Source organism: Nocardioides currus (genome assembly GCF_003057875.1).
GTDB lineage: Bacteria > Actinomycetota > Actinomycetes > Propionibacteriales > Nocardioidaceae > Nocardioides > Nocardioides currus.
Genome location: NZ_PYXZ01000013.1, coordinates 122,815 through 139,863, shown reverse-complemented (window position 1 = coordinate 139,863; position 17,049 = coordinate 122,815). Strand labels below are relative to the sequence as shown.

The window sequence follows — 17,049 nt, the reverse complement described above, 5'->3', positions numbered from 1 at the left end:
CCGAGCGACCGCAACGACATCGTCGCGGAACTCCTTGGGATGGGGAGCAGGCATGGTCGACATCCTTCCAGCGGCGACTCACATCGCCACAGGTCAGGTGACAACCAAACCTTCAGCAGTCCCGCCTACGACAACGCCCTGATGGAGTGCGTCATCGGGCTCTACAAGACCGAGTGCATCCGCACCACGGTCTTCCACACAGGGCCGTACCGGACCATCGCCGACGTCGAGTACGCCACCGCAGGCTGGGTCGACTGGTACAACAACCGACGCCTGCACGGCACCCTTGGGATGATGAGCCCAGTGGAGTACGAGCAGGACCACTACGCGACTCTCAACCGAGAGCCGCACCCCGCATAGGAACGGCCGAAAACCTGGGGCGCTGCAGACGTGCTCATCGACGCCAATGACCTTCACGCCCTCAAACCGCGTGGGGTCGTTGATCAGCAGCCGCTTGCCTTCAGCCAGGACCGCGTTGTTGGCGGTGTCCCACGCGACCCCGAGTCCCTCGGCGACACGGGCGACGGTGAGGCGTGCGACCACGATCCCTTCCAGCGCCCACCGCAGCCCGGTGCGCGAGAGCTTCGCGCGTGGCTCCGCCGCGGCGCTGGTGTCTTGACGCCACACGTGTCCGCAGTCGGCACAGCGGTAGCGGCGCACTACAACTTCCAGCACGGTCGGTCGCCAGCCCAGCGGCTCGTGGGCCAACCGCCGGATCACGGTGTCACGAGCAGCGCCTTCGCTGCCGCACCGTCGGCACCCCTGATCTGGTTCCACCAAGCGGCACGCGAGGACCGCACGATCCGGTTCAAGTCGTTGTCCGGTCACGCTCAGACCGAGGCCGTCGAGTCGAGCGAAGGCGGTCAGGTCAGGGCGGCCGAAGCCGGCCGGCGGGGTAGCGTCGGACACGTCGAGGTCTTTCGGATGGATGGCGTAGGAACCTCCGTCGTCGGGAGACCTCGACGTCTATCTGCGGACCGACGCGCCCGGCCGACCTACACCGTCATCTGAGAAGACCCCTGAAACGTCTTCGGCGACGACGGGACCGGCGAGGAGGAGGGCGCGGTGAACTAAAGGAATGGAGCTTGCTCGGCTTCGACGCCGCCGCAAGCTCCGGTGAAACGGTCGGTACTGGTCGGTCGTCGTCGGTCACCACCGGATGGCGGCGTCCCCCACGCTCGGCGTTTGCGCAGGTCAGCGGCTCGTTCGCCCAGTGGGCGCATCAAGCGATAGACGCAAAGCCGACGTGATTAGGTCGTCGGTTCGATTCCGACAGGCGGCTCCGGCGAACAGCCCCTGACCTGCGGAAACGCAGGGCAGGGGCGGTTCGGTTCTGGTGGTCGCGCGATGCGCTGGCCTCACGGCTCTGCCCGACACCGACGTCGCTCTCCTCTGCGACGGACCCCTCGCCGGCTGAGCGCTCGCGGCCGGCATCCCGTCCGTGTGCCGAAAGGCCTCGCACCGCTCGGCAACGCAGCGTGGCGTTGCGTCGCGACCCGGCGACGGCTCGGCGGGGCGCGATCGTCTCGTGCGTTGGCGGACTACGGGAGCTTGGACGCGAGGACGTCGGCCGCCAGGATCTCGGGTGCTGCGCCGAGGAGGTGCTGGTTGGCCATCAGGGCTGCGACGATGGCGCCGTTGGCGTGGGCGTCGCGAGCGGCCTCGTCGGGGAATGCATCGAAGATCCAGAAGGTGTCGGCGTGGGTCCTGACCGCGAACCAGACAATCGTTCCTACTTCTTCGTTGGCGAGCGCGACAGCGCCGGCGAGCAGATCGGCGAGCGCGTCGTGCTGCCCATCGGCCGCGACGATCTTGGCGACGAAGGCATACGGAAGTGATGCGGGTGCGGACATGAGGGGTTCTCCTAGGTGTCGAGGTTTCCTGGTGAAGCGAGTTCAGCGTATGACGAGCAAGGGCAGGTGAGAAGTGGCGTATACGGCAGTATTGCTATTGTTCGCGCCATGCGTATCGGACTGATCGCGATCGACGGCTGCTTCGGTTCGGCTGTCGCGTCGGTCATCGACATCGTGCGGGTGGCCGACGGAGCCCGCGGCGATGTCGACCCGCGGATCGACCCGATCGAACTCGCCATCCTCGGACCGAAACGGAGAGTGACCACGACGGCATCGATGACCCTGTCGGTGGACCACCCGCTGTCAGAGTCCGCAGAGTTCGACGTGGTCGTCGTCCCTGCGCTTGGAACCCTCACGGCCGCCGCTACCAACGACGCCCTCCAGAGCCGAGATGCTCGTTCGGTCATCGCCTCGCTCGGGCGCCTCGACGACGCGACCACCCGGATCGCCGCGGCGTGCACCGGCGTGTTCGCTGTCGCCGAGACCGGACGGATGCATCATCGGCGGGCGACGACCAGCTGGTTCCTGGGGCCGGAGTTCCTGAAGCGCTATCCGACCGTCGCCCTCGATCTCGACACCATGGTCGTGGTCGACGGGAACCTCGTCACCGCCGGCGCCGCGTTCGCCCACATCGACCTCGCGCTCTCACTCGTGCGATCGATCAGCCCCGACCTGGCCCAACATGTCGCCAAGCTCCTCATCATCGACGAGCGTCCGTCGCAGGCGGCCTTCGTCGCCTACGAACATCTCCGGCACGAGGACCCGATCGTCGTCGAGTTCGAACGCTTCGTGCGCGCCCGCCTGGACGAACCGTTCAACGTCGCCTTCGTCGCGCAGTCGCTCGGCACCAGCCGGCGCACCCTCGAACGACGAGTCCGTGCGGCGCTCAACCTCACTCCGCTCGGCTTCGTCCAACGGCTTCGCATCGAACGAGCTCGGCACCTCTCAGCAACCACGGACCTCACCTCCGCCGAGATCGCGCTACGGGTCGGCTACGCGAACGCCGAGACTCTGCGCTCCCTCCTGCGTAGGGAGCGACGCCGTTCCTGACCTATCGCCATGCCTGTAGCCGGTGTCCTAGTGCTCGACTGGAACCACCTCTCAGCACGTCGCGTCGACGCTCCTGCGTCGCCCTGGACGACCCACTCGACACGCCCGCAGCACAGGCCATGTGACGTGTCCCGGCTTCCCGGACGGTCGGGGTTGGGTGGCTGTGATGTCGCTGCGTTCTCGTCGAGGGGGTCAGCAGACTCGATCAGGGTCGGTTGGGATGAGACGCGAAGGCGGTCAGGTCAGGGCGGCCGAAGCCGGCCGGCGGGGTAGCGTCGGTCACGTCGAGGTCTTTCGGATGGATGGCGTAGGAACCTCCATCGTCTGGAGACCTCGACGTCTATCTGCGGACCGACGCGCCCGGCCGACCTACACCCTCATCTGGGAAGAGCCACGAAACCGGCCGGCGACCCACTTAGCTTAGGTACGTCCGTGTGCACGGGCACCGGTTTCGGCAACAGCGGACACTTGACCCGTCGGCTTCTGTGCCCTCTCCCCCGTCACCGGATCGCAGCCGTCTACCTAAAGAACCGTCGTTCTCTAGGTTAATCTGGGCGGTCTGTTCGCTTCCAGGACCCCTGCAAGAAGAGCTAGCCTGTTACAAGTCCGGTACAAATGACCGGGAGATCTCGACGTTTGCGCAGGTCATCGTGGGTCAGTCAGTCAGTACTACGACATCTGAGCCACGTCGCGAACGCCGCCGTCCGACCTCCGGGTCGGTCGGCGGCGTTCTGCGTCTCCGGTCGCCACGACCAACGTGCGAGTCTTGGTGATCGCCACGGGTCCGCAGCATCCGCCGCCGACCGCAGCGGCGTCGGGGTCGTCGAATGCACCCGCACCGTTGCAGACGCCGGTCTCGGGAAGGACCAGGTCGACCCGGTCGGCGGCCTCGTAGTCGCCGTCCAGCGCGGCGACCACGGAACGCACCTGCTCGTAGCCAGTCATGGCCAGGAACGACGGCGCGCGGCCGTAGGACTTCATTCCCACCAGGAACAGGCCGTTCTCGGGCTGGGTCAGCTCGCGGTGGCCGTGCGGGGCCACGTCTCCGCAGCTGTGGTGGTCGGGGTGGATCTGGTCTGCCAGGACACGCGTCGACCCGAGGGCGGGGTCGAGGTCGAGCCGGACCTCGGAGAGGAACGTGAAGTCGGGACGGAAGCCCGTCACCACGATGACCTCGTCCACGTCGGTGACCTGCTGGCCGTCGACCGACGCGATGCTCAGCCGGCCGTCCTCCTGGGGGGTCACGGACATGGTCCGGAACCGGGTCATGCTGGTCACGACACCGCTCTCGGCGGCGGCCCTCGCGTCCTGACCGAGCTTGCCGCGCTCCTCGAGCTGGTCGTTGTCGCCGCCACCGAACGCGTCCCCGACCGCGGGGCGGCGCAGCAGCCACGACACGCGGGTGGCGGAATCAGTCTGTGCGAGCTGGGCGAGGCCGATGAGGACGCCTTGCGCCGACGCGCCCTTGCCGGCCACGGCCACGTGCTTGCCCGCGAACCGGGCGGCGACGGCCGGGTCACGGAAGTCGGGGATGCCGTAGGTCAAGCGGGCAGCGTTCTCGGTCTCTCCGAGTGCGGGGTAGCCGTCGGCACCCAGCGGGTTCGGCCTCGTCCAGGTGCCCGAGGCGTCCACGACCGCGCTGGCCAGCAGCCGCGCACGGCCGTCCGGACCGTCGACGTGGAGGGCGAACGGGTCAGACTCGCGGCCGGAGTCGACCAGCAGGTCACGTCCCGCACGGCTCACGCCCGCGACGCGAGAGCCGTACCGCACGGAGCCACGGGACAGGCCGTCAAGCAGCTCGGCCAGCGGCTGCAGGTAGGCGCTGCGCCACTCCGCGCCCGTCGGGTACGCGCCATCGTCGGGCGCGGACCACGTGCCCGCGGCGTCGAGGAGTCGGCGTGCCGCCGGGTCGACGAGCTCGGACCAGGACGAGAAGAGCCGTACGTGGGCCCAGTCTGCGACCGCCGCGCCCGCCTCGGCTCCGGCCTCGAGGATGACGAAGTCCATGCCTCGCTCCGCAGCGTTGGCCGCCGCAGCGAGACCGATGGGACCGGCGCCGATGATGGCTACCGGAAGAGGTGTGGGCTGCGAGGTGGTGCCGACGTGGTCCTGCGTGGTCACAACAAGCTCCTGAAGCATTGACGGTGATCGATATCTGCGGACAGTATCGACCGGAGTCGATGAAAGCAAGGGTTCCATCGACAATCTTCGATGTAAGGTGGCTTCGTGACCACCACGACCGAGAACGAGACCGTCGCCGCGCACGCGCAGGATGCCATCGGTGCTTCGCGCGAAGTCGGGTGCGACATCGCCTGCCGGCCTGACGACGGCACTTCACCGGCGCTGGGTCGCGCGGAGGCCGAGACCTTCGCCGGCTGGTTCTCCACGTTGTCCGACCCCACGCGGGTACGGCTCCTGCACGCCGTGTCGACCGCTCCGGCCGGCCACATCCGCATCGGCGACCTGGCGCGCGAGCTCGGCATCGGCCAGCCCACCGTCACCCACCACGTGCAGAAGCTTGCCGAGGTCGGGTTCGTGTCCGTGGACCGCGTCGGCACCAGCAAGCACGTGTCGGTCAACCCCGAGTGCTGCACCGGGCTCCCCCACGCCGCCGACGTCGTCATGGGGACTCTTGCTGCGCGGCCGTGCTGCCCCGAAGACCTCCCAGCCGGCGTCGCGACCCGCGCGATGACCGACGCTGACCTGGCGGTCGTGCGGGAGATCTACGCCGAGGGCATCGCGACCCGCAATGCCACCTTCGAGACCCAGGTGCCGGACGTGTCCACCTTGGCGAGGAAGTGGCTCGACGGTCACCGGTGGGTCGCCGAGGCCGAGGTCGACGGCACCACCCAGGTCGTCGGCTGGACCGCCGTCTCGCCGGTCTCGGAGCGAGAGTGCTACGCAGGCGTCGGCGAGTCGTCGGTCTACGTCACCGAGGCAGCCCGCGGCCGCGGCATCGGAAAGGCACTGCTGTGGCGCCAGGTCAACGAGGCCGACGCCGGTGGGCTCTGGACGCTGCAGACGTCGATCTTCCCGGAGAACCGGGCCTCCATCGCACTGCACCACTCGGCCGGCTACGCCACGCTCGCGGTCCGCTCCCGGATCGCGCAGCTCGACGGAGCGTGGCGGGACACGGTCCTGCTCGAGCGTCGCAGGGCCGACTGAGCCGAGCAGGAGAGGAGTCCAGCGTCAGGCGAGCACGGACTCCGGCAGCTCGAGGTCCGGGACGAGCTCGACCAGCAGCGCGCGGACGCGCCCGTCGATGTCGGCGATGATGCCGCGCACCGTCTCCTCGTCCTGACCGCCGGGGTCGGCGACCGGCCAGTCGACGTACCTCACCCCGGGCACGTAGGGGCACTCCTCGCCGCAGCCGAGCGTGATGGCCATGACCGAGGCCGCGATGGTCTCGTGCGTGAGCCGGGTCGGCGTCTCGGCGGAGGTGTCCAGTCCGAGCTCCTCGAGTGCGTGGGCGACCTCGGGGTGGATGTGCTCGCCGGGCTGCGTGCCGGCGGACAGGGCGACGACCCGACCGCCCGCGTAGTGCTCGGTCAGGACGCGGGAGATGACCGATCGGCCGCCGTTGCGGATGCAGGCGAACACGACCTGCGGGACGTCGGTGTCGGTCGGGGACGTCGGGGCGGTCATCGGGTGCTCCTGGGGGTCGACTCGGCTGGGGTGGTGATGCGGGGAACGACGACGTCGCCGGCTGCGGCCTCGACGTCGGGGAACAGGTAGCGGACCAGGGCGATGCCGGTCAGGCCGCCGACCAGCTGTGCCGCGACGAAGCCCGGCACGGAGGCGGGGTCGATGCCGGCGAACGTGTCGGAGAAGATCCGGCCGATGGTCACGGCCGGGTTGGCGAACGACGTCGACGCGGTGAACCAGTAGGCCGCGCCGATGTACGCACCGACGGCCGGCGCAGCCAGGGGGCCGCGGCCGGTGCGGGCGAGGGCGAAGACGAGCGTGACCAGTCCTGCGGTCGCAACGACCTCGGCGATCAGGAGGTTCGAACCGGCCCGCTCCGTGCCCGACAGCTCGGTGACCTCGATGTCGAACATGACGTTCGCCAGCACGGCACCTGCGATGGCGCCGGTCGTCTGCGCCACGGTGTACGTGCCGACCTCGACGCCGGTGAGGCCGGTCCCGGCGCGACGGCCGAGCACCCAGTCGGCCGCTGAGACGACGGGGTTGAAGTGAGCTCCGGAGACGGGACCGAAGATCACGATGAGGACCGCGAGGCCGAGCACGGTGGCCGTCGAGTTCTCGAGCAGCTGGAGGCCGACGTCGTCCGGCGAGAGCTGCTGTGCGGCGACGCCGGAGCCGACCACGACCGCGACCAGCAGGGCGGTGCCCAGGAGCTCGGCGACGAGCCTGCGGTGCAGCGGGACGGGCGGGGGTGCAGCACTCACGCGTTGCCTCCCGCGCCGCCGGGGCGAGGGTGATCTCCGACATGAGCGCACGGACGACACTGCTCGGTGGTCATCGACTCTCCTACGAGGCGGTGGCACGGGGGTGGGCGAGCCGAGGCGCAAGGTCGGCGACACGGCCCGCGATGTCGTCGTACGCAGCGTCGAACGCCGCGTCGGTGCCTGCGGCGACGGGGTCGGCGACAGACCAGTGGCTCACGCCGGCCAACCGCGGCCGGACTCCCGGTCCGGGGTCGATCGGTCCGAGCTCCTCGTGAGCGGCGTCGCACACCGTCACGACGTAGTCACCGTCGCGGAGCAGGCCGTCGAGCGACTGGGGTCGCTCCTGAACCAGGGTCAGGCCGTGGCGGCGTGCAGCCGCGACCGCGCCGGGCGCGATGACCGCTCCGGGGTGCGTGCCACCCGAGGTGCCCGGGAGAGGGCTGGCTTCTCGCCAGAGCGCCGCCGCGAGCTGCGAGCGCGCCGAGTTGGCCGTGCACACGAACACCACGCGCTCCGCCGCCGACCCGGCCGCGGACGCGGTGCCGGGCAGCAGACCGATCAGGCTGTCGTGGTGCAGCCGGAGATAGGTACGGCGCCGGTCGGCGTGCGAACGGTGTCGGGACACGATGCCGGCGTCCTCGAGCACCGTGAGGTGGTGGGCCAACAGGTTCGAGGGCAGCTCGAGCTCCGCACTCAACTCGCCGGGGGACGCATCCCCCGCGTGGAGCAGGTCGACGACGCGCAGCCGAACCGGTTCAGCCAGCGCCGACAACCCCGCCACCCGCGAGCCGAACTCCATCGCCACCCGCCATTCGCCATTCGCTCAATCAGTATTGAGTCAATAATGGCTGACCGAAAGTCCTCGCACAAGTTCTGACCCGGTCGGGCGACAGGATCGCGCCGACGGCGCGTCGACGGTCGGCGCTCACCCGGCGTCGTCGAGCTCCCGCGACCGCGGAAGCACACTGAGGACCATGGCGATGTAGGCGCGGACCTGCGTCATGTAGCAGTCAGCGACCCGCGCGGCTCCATCGCTTACTCCGACCTGGGGGTCGAGCGGATCCTCGCCCTCGACGACAACGTCGGTGAGGTCGAGCGCCTGATCGATGACTGGCTGGGGGAGCTCCTGAGCTACGACGACGGTCACGGCACCGATCTCGTGCCCACGCTCGCGACGTACCTCGATCTGGGCGGCAGGTACGACGACACCGCGCGTGAGCTCTCGGTCCATCGCAACACGCTGCGCTACCGGTTCGGGCGCATCGCCGAGATCTCGGATCACGACCTCGCGGACGTCGACACCAGGCTCAACCTGCACCTGGCCCTGCGCGCGTGGCGGTTCCGCCGCGCACCCAGGCGTTGAGTGTCGCGTCAGATCCGCTGCCGCCTGCCTGCCCGGGTGTCCGTGTCGAGACGGCCACGCGTCTCGGGGCTCCACAGCACGGCTGCGATGAAGACCGCCGCCGCACCGATGATGAACGCCACCAATCGACCCGGGATGTCGGAGACGGTCGGGCTCAGCAGGTTGACGAAGGTGGGCAGCAGGCCACCGAGCATGAAGCCGGTGTTCCACGACACGGCCGTGCCGCGCGAGCGGATCGCGGTCGGGTAGCGCTCGTTGAGGAAGATCATCACCGGCGAGTAGGCCGCGTTGGCCAGGAAGGCGAGCAGGCACGCCGCGAGCATGATCCGCGTCGTGCTGCCCGGGTCGCTGCGGGCGATGAAGAGCGTGAGGACCGGGAGGGCGACGATGTTGACCACACCCAGCGTCACCATGGTCGGGCGACGGCCGTAGCGCTGGCTGGCCTCGCCTGCGATGATCGATGCGACCACGACGACCAGGCTGCTCGCGAGCAGCACACCGCCGCGCGGACCCGACGGCATCCCCACCACGGAGTCGAGCATGGTGGGCAGGAAGCCGGACGTCAGGTAGTACATCGCCCCTCCGCCCGCGGCGACCGCGATGTTGACCAGGGTGATGCTGCGGTACTCCCCCTTGACCAGGTCGAGGAACCGCATCCGCGCGGCCGGAGCACCGGACCTCGCGGCCTCCTGGGCCTGGAGCCACATCGGTGACTCCTCGACCTTGCGCAGCACGAAGAGGCTGAGCAGGCCGCCCATCAGGCCGCTGAAGAACATCACCCGCCAGCCGAACTCGTTGAACGAGTCACCGGGGTAGAACTGGCTCACCACGATGAACGTGATGCTGGCCATCGCCGCACCCAGCCCGGCGCCGCCGGCGCCGATCAGGCCGCTCATCAGGCCGCGCCAGCGTGGAGGGACGCTCTCGGTGCCCAGGGTGTGGGTGGTGGCGGTCACGCCGCCGACGAACAGGCCCTGGATGACACGCAGGACCAGGAAGATGATCGGGGCGGCGACGCCGATCGAGGCGTAGGTGGGCACCAGGCCCATGGCCGCCGTCGACAGGCCGACACCGGCCATCACCGTGACCATGATGGTCTTGCGGCCCTTCCGGTCGGCGAGCTCGCCGAAGAAGGCCGCACCGGCGGGACGCATCACGATGCTGACGGCGAACGACGCGAAGACCAGAGCCAGGCTGAGCGTCTCCGACTCGGCCGGGAAGATCTGGTGTCCGACCGCCTTCGCGACGTAGAGCAGCAGGAACAGGTCGAAGAGGTCGAATGCCCAGCCGGCCACGGAGGCGAAGGCGGCGGGCAGCGCGGACTTGCTCGGCGGAGCGCCGGCAGCGGGGTCAGTTGTGGGCTGGGACATGGGTCACCGTTCGTCTCTGGAGGGGGGCCGACGCCCGTCGCGTCGCCTGTGGTCCCGGCTGCGTTGCCGGAGGTTCCTGTAGCGGGTCCGGGCCCTGTCGGACAGCGCGCCGAAGAGGATCGCCACGGCACCGGGCGGCTTGGCGCCGACATCGGGCTCGGCGCCGGCCGCGGCCCGGTCCATGCCCCGGGCGAAGTCCTCGAACATGCGGCGGCTGACGTCGCCGGCGAGGGAGCGCCCGAAGCTGGCGATCCGCCCGGTGAGGAACACCCTGGCCTCGGCGTGCAGCGAGACGCCGGTCCCCGATGGCGTGGCCGTCATCACGATCTCCGCCTGCGCGCCGCCGCCACCGGTGTCCTTGCCCTGAGCCTTCAGGGTGAGCCGGTCGTCGCGCTGCTCGAGCACGTGCGCGATGCCGTCGAAGGACAGCCGGACGGGGCCGAGGGCGATCCGGGCCCGGCCGCGGTACCAGTCGTCCCCGAGCTCGTCGGTGAGCTCCGCGCCGGGCAGGCAGCGGGCGAGCAGCCGGATGTCGTGGAAGACCCCGGCCACCTCCTCCGGCGTCGACTCGAGCTGGCTGGTGACGTCGACGGTGATGGTGGGCTCACCCGAGGGCAGGGCGATCTCGTCGGGGTGGTGACCCGGGACGGCCACCTGGGCGTCCTCGGCCGTCGCGGAGGTGCCCGCGCCGGCCGGCGTACGCCCGACCAGGGTGCGTTGGGCACAGTTGCCCGGTCCCGGGAGCCCGGCGCGGTGGGCGTTCGCCACCTCGTCGACGGCGTCGATGATGTTGCGGTAGCCCGTGCACCTGCAGAGGACTCCGGACAGCTCCCCGGGCAGGTCGTCCGTCGCGACGTCGGGCTCGTGGGTCAGCAGGTCGTAGGAGCTCATCAAGAAACCCGGCGTGCAGAAGCCGCACTGGAGGGCGTGGTGCTTGCTGAACGACTCCTGCAGCGGGTGGAGGTCGTCCTGACGGCCGAGGCCCTCGACGGTGACGATCTCGGCACCGTCGAGCTGGACGGCAAAAAGCAGGCAGGCACGGGAGGCCTGGCCGTCGACGAGGATGGTGCACATCCCACAGATCCCGTGCTCGCACCCGACGTGGGTGCCGGTCAGTCCGAGGTGGTCCCTCAGCGCGTCCGACAACGTGACCCGGGCGGGCAGCGACATCGTGACCTCGCTTCCGTTGACCGTCATGGTGACGTCGACGGTCTCGTCGGCCTCGGTGCGGGCGTAGGCGTTCGGGAGGCTCACGAGGACTCCCCCTCTCGGTTGGGTCGGACGGATTTCAGGTAGGCGCGCGCGACGTGGCGCGAGACCAGGCCGGCGACCAGCTGGCGGCGGTACGCCGCGCTCGCGTGCGCGTCGCCACCGGTGTCCACCACGTCGTCGGCGATCGCCACGGCGTGGTCCCGAAGGGCACGGCCCAGACCGGAGCCGTCGGGCTCGGCCCCGGTGGCGTCGAGTGCTGCGCGAAGCTGCGGGGAGACGTCACGGGTGACCGGATGGTCGGAGATGCCGAAGCAGCTGATCCGAGCCTCGGGGCCCGCGGTGGTGGTGCGCACGCGCACCGCCACGCCCGCCAGGGCGAAGTCGCCGTGGCGGCGGGCTATCTCACCGAAACCGAAGCCCTCGCCGTCCGCGGCCACGGGGAACCGGACCTCGGTCAGGAGCTCCTCGGGCACGACCGCGGTGCTCATCGCGCCGGTGAAGAACTCGCTGGCCGAGATCTCCCGCGCGCCCCCCGCGCTGGTCACCACCATGGTGGCGTCCAGGCACGAGGCGACGGCGGGGAGCTCGGCAGACGGGTCTGCGTGCGCGATGCTGCCGCACACGGTGCCCCGACTGCGGATCTCCCGGTGACCGACCCACGGCAGCGCGAGCCGCAGCAAGGGCACGGCCGCCGCCGCGTCGTCGTACTGCACCTGTCGCTGGCGCACCGTCGCACCCACCCGGAGGTGGCCGTCGGTCCGCGACATCCGGTTGAGCTCGGGGACCGCGTTGATGTCGACCAGCGTGGACGGGCGCCCCAGTCGCATCGCCAGCACCGGCACGAGCGACTGGCCACCGGCCAGCACCTTGGCGCCGTCCCGGCCGAGCTCGGCCAGGACGTCCTCGGTCGTGCCGGGGCGGACGTAGGCGAACGGGGCAGGCTTCACGGCCGGCTCACCGACCCTGGAACTTCGGCGGGCGCTTCTCTTCGAACGCCGCGACACCCTCGGCGAAGTCGTGGCTCGCACGCAGCATCGAGTAGGCCTTCCGCTCCAGCTCGATGCCGGTGTAGAGCGGGCCGTCGACGCCCTTGTCGAGGACCTCCTTGGCGGTCCGCATCGCCATCGGCGAATGGCTCAGCAGCAGGGCGACGACCTCGTCGGTCCGCTTCTCGAGCTCGTCGGCATCGGCGCAGTTGTGCGAGGTGAGGCCCCAGTCGAGGGCCTGCTGTCCGGTGATCCGCTCGCCGGTGAGGATGTGGTACTTCGCTCGGGACAGGCCGATCAGGCGAGCCAGTCGCTGGGTCCCGCCGCTGCCGGGAATCATGCCGAGCTTCATCTCGGGCAGGGCGAACCGCGACCGGTCGGTGGCGATCCGGATGTCGCAGGCCAGGGCCAGCTCGAGGCCGACGCCGAAGCAGTAACCGTCGATCGCGGCGATCACGGGCTTGGGGCTGCGAGCGGCCGCGGTCACGTTGTGGCCGAGGTCGGTCAGGTCGACCGGGTCGACCTCCATGAAGCCGGCGATGTCGCCGCCGGAGGTGAAGTGCTCGCCCTCGGCCCGGACCACGACGACCTGCACGTCCTTGTCCGAGTCGATCTCGGCGAAGCGGTCGGCCATCACCTGGCGGGTCTCCCAGGTGATGATGTTGTAGCGGCCGTGCGACAGCGTCAGGTTGGCGACCCTGCCGTCGTGGCTGCGGTCGAGCCGGATCTCGCCTCCGGTGAGTGGCATGTCAGGTTCCTTTCGTCTGGTGAAGCAGTTGGTGAAGGACGTTTCCGTGCAGCGGAAGCGAGCTGATCGCGACGCCCTCGGGCGCCAGCGCGTCGGCGACGGCGTTGGCGATCGCGACCGGCAGGCTCATCGAGCTGCCCTCGCCCGATCCCTTCGCGCCGAGTCGCGTGAGCGGCGAGGGCGTGACCACGTGGTCGCTGACCAGGGGGAAGCACGACTCCGCCGAGGTGGGGCACAGGTAGTCCATGAAGGTGCCGGCGGTCGGCTGCCCCGCGTCGGAGTAGGTCATCTCCTCGTACAACGCGCCACCGAGGGCCTGCGCGAGGGCACCGTGGATCTGGCCGTCGAGCAGCGTCTGGTTCAAGATCGTGCCGGCGTCGTGCACGCTCGAGACGTTCTCGATCGAGACCCGCATCGTCTCCGGGTCGATCCGCACGACCACCACCTCGGCCACGAAGCCGTAGCAGAGGCTGGAGTTGATCTGGTCGGTCCGGGAGGCCGCCTTCGACTGCGGCGGGGTGAAGGCCGCCTCCTCGTAGAGTCGCGCCGCGACGCCGTCGGGCAGCGAGCCCGGGTCCCAGTGCACCAGCCCGGCGGCGTGCCTGAACTCGACGGCCCGATCGGGGTCCTCGATCACGCGCACGTGGCCGTCGGCCAGCTCGAGTGAGTCGGGGTCGGCCTCCAGCAGCACCCCTGCCGCGAGCCTGATGGTGGCCGCGATCCCGTCGGCGGCCTCGAGCAGCGCACTGGTCAGCAGCGGGGCGAACCGGGAGGAGTAGCTCCCGGAGCTGATCGTCCACGGGGTGCTGGCCGTGTCCATCTCGACACGCGGCCGCACCTGCTCGACGGGAAGTCCGAGGTGCTGGGCGACGATGTCACGCGCCACGGTGGCGTGGCCCTGTCCCTGCGGGACCGTGCCGAGCAGCACCGAGACGACGCCCTGCAGGTCGACGCTGATCCGCACGTGCTCGGTCGAGCCCGACTTGCCCCGTCTGGCCGTCCGGTCCTGCACCGGCGTCGCGAGTCCGACGTAGCCGATGTTGGTGGCGGACGGGTCGACGATCGTGGCCATGCCGATGCCCATCCACTCTCCGTCGGCGCGGGCTGCGGCCTGTTCCTTGCGCAACCGCTCGTAGTCGACGTTCTCGAGGGCCAGCTCGAAGGCGCGGTGGTAGTCACCGCTGTCGTAGATGCCCCCGCTGGGCGTGGCGTGCGGGAACTGGTCGGCGTGGAGAAGGTTGCGACGGCGGACATCGGCCGGGTCGAGCCCGAGCTCGACCGCGATGTCGTCGATCAGCCGCTCGAGGCCGAAGTAGAGCTGTTGACCGCCGAACCCGCGGTTGAGTCCGGTCGGAGCCTTGTTGGTGACGACGGCACGGGCCCGGATCTCGACCTCGTCGATGCGATAGGCGCCGGTGATGTTGCCGAAGCAGCGGTAGAGCGTGCTGGGCTCGGGGGGACGCAGGTAGGCGCCCACGTTGTCCACCAGGTCGACGCGCAGGGCGCTGATCACTCCGTCGGCGTCGACCGCCGCCGAGAAGGTCATCAACCGGTCGGAGCCCGACGAGCTGGCCTGCAGGTGCTCGAGCCTGTCCTCGGTCCAGCGCACCGGCCGGCCGGCATGCTTGCTCGCGAGTGCCATGAGCGCGATGTAGGGGTAGACGGCCGACTTGATGCCGAAGCTGCCACCGATGTCGGCCGGGACGACGAGCCGCAGCGACGAGGTCGGGATGCCGAGGCAGCCGGCCACGACCGGGGCCATCGAGAACGGTCCGTGGAAGTTCGACCAGGCGGTGACCTCCGGTCCGTCGGCGCGGTCCTGCCAGTCGGCGACGACGGAGTAGCACTCCATGGGCATGGAGGAGTAGCGCGGGAACGAGTAGTGGCCGGTCACGGTGTGAGCCGCTCGGTCGAAGGCGGCGTCGACCTCGCCGAACGTGAAGGTCCGATCGGTGGCGACGTTGCTGTCGGCCTGGTCGTGCAGTCGGGGGGCGTCGTCCTCGAGCGCCTGATCCGTCCGTACGACGGCCGGGAGCACCTCGTAGTCGATCTCCACGAGCTCCGCGGCGTCCTCGGCGGAGTAGCGGTCGGTCGCCACGACCACCACCACGGGCTCGCCCACGAACCGGGTCTTGTCGGTCGCGGTCGGGTAGTAGGGCGTCGGCGCCTTCACCGACAGCGGGAACGGCCGCAGGGTGGCCAGGACCTCGTCCGGACCGATCACGGCGGCCACACCCGGGTGCCGGCGCGCGGCGTCGAGGTGCACTGCCGTGATCCGGGCGTGCGCATGGGGGCTGCGCACGACGGTGGCGACCAGGGTGCCGGGCAGCGGGTCCATGTCGTCGAGGAAGCGCCCCTGCCCGGTCAGCAGGGCGGCGTCCTCGATGCGGCTCGGTCCGGTCTTGCTCGGCGCGCTCATCGCGGCGCCGTACCGGTGGAGTCCGCGAGCGCCGAGAAGTCGCCGGCGACGAGGTGCCGGCGAAGGGTCTTGCCGACGGCGGACCTCGGGATCCGGTCGACCACGACGATGCGCTTGGGGCGCTTCATCGACGGCAGCCCGGAGGCGTCGCGGACGTAGGCCTCGACCGCCGCGAGCGTGTGGGCCGGGTCGACACCGCGAGGTCCGACCACGAAGGCGGTGACCGCGTGGCCCCACTTGTCGTGCGGCGTGCCGACCACGATGACCTCGTCCAGGTCAGGGCACCTCGCGAGGGCGTTCTCGATCTCCTCGGGGTAGATGTTCTCCCCGCCGGAGTTGATCATGTCGTCGACGCGTCCCGCGACCCACAGGTCGCCGTCCTCGTCGGTGGTGGCCAGGTCGCCGGTGAAGTACCACCCGTCGCGGATCGACTTCGCGTCGGCGTCCGGTCGGTTCCAGTATCCGGCGAACGCCTCGGGACTCGCCATCGAGACCGCCACCTGGCCCTGCTCGCCGTCGGCGACGACGTCGTCGGGGTGGGCGCCCGGGTCAGGATCGACGAGCCGGAGCCTGGAGAAGACCCCGGCCCGGCCGGCGCACCCGGGCTTGGCGACGCCGTCGGGGCCGATGGAGAACGTGTAGATCTCGGTGCTGCCGAAATGGTTGACGAACCGCTCGGGGTTCAGGGTCTCCCCCAGCCCCTCGGCCAGCGTGGGAGTCATCGACGCCCCGGCGTACGCCAGCTTGCGCACCGACGTCGCCTCGGCGAGGCGGCCGGTCTGGAGCAGTGCCCAGAAGATGGTCGGGACGAGATAGAGCGCGCCGATCCTCTCCCTGACGATCAGCTCGAGCGACGCCTCGGCGTCGAACTTCGCCTGGGGCACCCAGGTCCCGGCGGCGAGGACGGTGGCCAGCAGGCTGCGCAGACCCATCGTGTGGAAGAGGGGCATCACACCGAGGGTCGCCTCGCCCGGAGCGTGCCCGGTCTGCAGCAGGTGGGCGAGCGCCGACTGAAACTCGGCGAAGTGCGTGCGGGGCACCCCCTTGGGGCGACCGGTGGTGCCCGAGGTGTAGAGCATCACGCTGATGTCGGCCTCGCTCGGCACGAAGCCGACCGGGCCGGGGCTGGTGCGCTCGATCTCGGCCGACAACGACATCGTGCCGCGAGGTGCGTCGGCAGCGGCGCCGGCCCACACGACAGCGGGTGGCTGCTCGACGCTCTCCAACGCCAGTGCGACCAGGTCGTGGGTGGTCTCGTCGACCACGATCAGCACCGGCGAGCAGTCGGAGATGCAGTAGGCGAGCTCGTCGGCGCCGAACCGGGTGGAGAGCGGGAGGGAGGCGATGCCGGCTTTCTGCGCCGCCAGGTGCAACGTGGCGAGGGGCTCCCCGCCCTGGAGCAGGAAGATCGCCCGTGTCCCGGGTGTGGCACCGAGGGCGACGAGGGCACGTGCGACCCGGTCTGTCCGTGCGTCCCACTGGGCATACGTCATGGGAACGGGACCGCCGACGGCCCGGCGATGGGGGTAGCGCTCCGTGGTCCATCGGAAGGCGGTGGCAAGATCCATGGTCCCGATCCGATCGTCTGATTCATACCGTCTGTTTCGAACGACACGCACGCTACGGTACGATCCGGACC

At 70.1% G+C, this 17,049-nt stretch carries 16 protein-coding genes and 1 pseudogene; 4 read left to right on the top strand and 13 right to left on the bottom strand.

Going from position 1 to position 17,049, the window contains the following annotated elements:
- Nucleotides 1–360, top strand: a 360-nt coding sequence (locus tag C7S10_RS21675; RefSeq protein ID WP_423802732.1) for an integrase core domain-containing protein, incomplete at its 5' end; no start/stop codon positions are given.
- A 27-nt stretch (nt 361–387) separates the two neighbouring features.
- On the opposite strand, the pseudogene C7S10_RS21670 reads toward C7S10_RS21675, so the two are convergent.
- Nucleotides 388–909 (bottom strand): annotated as a pseudogene (locus C7S10_RS21670) (transposase); the annotation flags it as partial.
- Nucleotides 910–1,541: 632 nt separating this feature from the next.
- Nucleotides 1,542–1,853, bottom strand: coding sequence for a putative quinol monooxygenase (locus C7S10_RS21665; RefSeq protein ID WP_035904877.1), 312 nt, complete (start codon nt 1,851–1,853; stop codon nt 1,542–1,544).
- A 15-nt stretch (nt 1,854–1,868) separates the two neighbouring features.
- Between C7S10_RS21665 and C7S10_RS21660 the strand changes: the two genes are divergently transcribed.
- Complete coding sequence (locus C7S10_RS21660; RefSeq protein ID WP_480241883.1) at nt 1,869–2,903, top strand: GlxA family transcriptional regulator; 1,035 nt, start codon at nt 1,869–1,871, stop codon at nt 2,901–2,903.
- Between the two features lie 669 nt (nt 2,904–3,572).
- Here the strand turns inward: C7S10_RS21660 and C7S10_RS21650 are convergent.
- Complete coding sequence (locus tag C7S10_RS21650) at nt 3,573–5,024, bottom strand: NAD(P)-binding protein (RefSeq protein WP_243395533.1); 1,452 nt, start codon at nt 5,022–5,024, stop codon at nt 3,573–3,575.
- Nucleotides 5,025–5,129: 105 nt separating this feature from the next.
- Here C7S10_RS21650 and C7S10_RS21645 point away from each other — a divergent pair, with 105 nt between their 5' ends.
- Nucleotides 5,130–6,068, top strand: coding sequence for a helix-turn-helix domain-containing GNAT family N-acetyltransferase (locus tag C7S10_RS21645; protein WP_243395532.1), 939 nt, complete (start codon nt 5,130–5,132; stop codon nt 6,066–6,068).
- A gap of 24 nt (nt 6,069–6,092) precedes the next feature.
- Here the strand turns inward: C7S10_RS21645 and C7S10_RS21640 are convergent, their stop codons facing one another.
- The 4 genes from C7S10_RS21640 to C7S10_RS22420 all read right to left on the bottom strand — a co-directional run bounded on the left by C7S10_RS21640 (nt 6,093) and on the right by C7S10_RS22420 (nt 8,459).
- Nucleotides 6,093–6,548 (bottom strand): arsenate-mycothiol transferase ArsC, encoded by a 456-nt coding sequence (locus C7S10_RS21640; RefSeq protein ID WP_108346951.1) that lies wholly within the window; start codon nt 6,546–6,548, stop codon nt 6,093–6,095.
- Nucleotides 6,545–7,312 (bottom strand): aquaporin, encoded by a 768-nt coding sequence (locus tag C7S10_RS21635; protein WP_108346949.1) that lies wholly within the window; start codon nt 7,310–7,312, stop codon nt 6,545–6,547. The genes C7S10_RS21640 and C7S10_RS21635 overlap by 4 nt, the downstream gene beginning before the upstream one ends.
- 82 nt (nt 7,313–7,394) lie before the next feature.
- Nucleotides 7,395–8,111, bottom strand: coding sequence for an arsenate reductase/protein-tyrosine-phosphatase family protein (locus tag C7S10_RS21630; RefSeq protein ID WP_108346988.1), 717 nt, complete (start codon nt 8,109–8,111; stop codon nt 7,395–7,397).
- Between the two features lie 126 nt (nt 8,112–8,237).
- Nucleotides 8,238–8,459, bottom strand: a complete 222-nt coding sequence (locus tag C7S10_RS22420) for a hypothetical protein (protein ID WP_165807269.1) — start codon at nt 8,457–8,459, stop codon at nt 8,238–8,240.
- A 12-nt stretch (nt 8,460–8,471) separates the two neighbouring features.
- On the opposite strand from C7S10_RS22420, the gene C7S10_RS22415 reads away from it, so the two are divergent.
- On the top strand, nt 8,472–8,675 hold the full coding sequence (locus C7S10_RS22415) for a helix-turn-helix domain-containing protein (RefSeq protein WP_165807268.1): 204 nt from the start codon (nt 8,472–8,474) through the stop codon (nt 8,673–8,675).
- An 8-nt stretch (nt 8,676–8,683) separates the two neighbouring features.
- Here the strand turns inward: C7S10_RS22415 and C7S10_RS21620 are convergent, their stop codons facing one another.
- The 6 genes from C7S10_RS21620 to C7S10_RS21595 are packed head-to-tail and all read right to left on the bottom strand — an operon-like array spanning nt 8,684 to nt 16,978.
- Nucleotides 8,684–10,045, bottom strand: coding sequence for an MFS transporter (locus C7S10_RS21620; protein ID WP_108346945.1), 1,362 nt, complete (start codon nt 10,043–10,045; stop codon nt 8,684–8,686).
- A 3-nt stretch (nt 10,046–10,048) separates the two neighbouring features.
- A complete protein-coding gene (locus C7S10_RS21615) occupies nt 10,049–11,299 on the bottom strand; it encodes a xanthine dehydrogenase family Fe-S subunit (RefSeq protein WP_108346943.1) in 1,251 nt (416 codons plus the stop codon).
- A complete protein-coding gene (locus tag C7S10_RS21610; protein WP_108346941.1) occupies nt 11,296–12,204 on the bottom strand; it encodes an FAD binding domain-containing protein in 909 nt (302 codons plus the stop codon). Before C7S10_RS21610 ends, C7S10_RS21615 begins: the two co-directional genes overlap by 4 nt.
- Nucleotides 12,205–12,211: 7 nt before the next feature.
- Nucleotides 12,212–12,991 carry an enoyl-CoA hydratase/isomerase family protein gene (locus C7S10_RS21605; protein WP_108346939.1) on the bottom strand — a complete coding sequence of 260 codons (780 nt, stop codon included), beginning with the start codon at nt 12,989–12,991 and terminating at the stop codon, nt 12,212–12,214.
- A gap of 1 nt (nt 12,992) precedes the next feature.
- Nucleotides 12,993–15,410 carry a xanthine dehydrogenase family protein molybdopterin-binding subunit gene (locus C7S10_RS21600; RefSeq protein WP_108346937.1) on the bottom strand — a complete coding sequence of 806 codons (2,418 nt, stop codon included), beginning with the start codon at nt 15,408–15,410 and terminating at the stop codon, nt 12,993–12,995.
- Nucleotides 15,407–16,978 (bottom strand): class I adenylate-forming enzyme family protein, encoded by a 1,572-nt coding sequence (locus tag C7S10_RS21595; protein ID WP_108346935.1) that lies wholly within the window; start codon nt 16,976–16,978, stop codon nt 15,407–15,409. Before C7S10_RS21595 ends, C7S10_RS21600 begins: the two co-directional genes overlap by 4 nt.
- Nucleotides 16,979–17,049 lie beyond the last annotated feature (71 nt).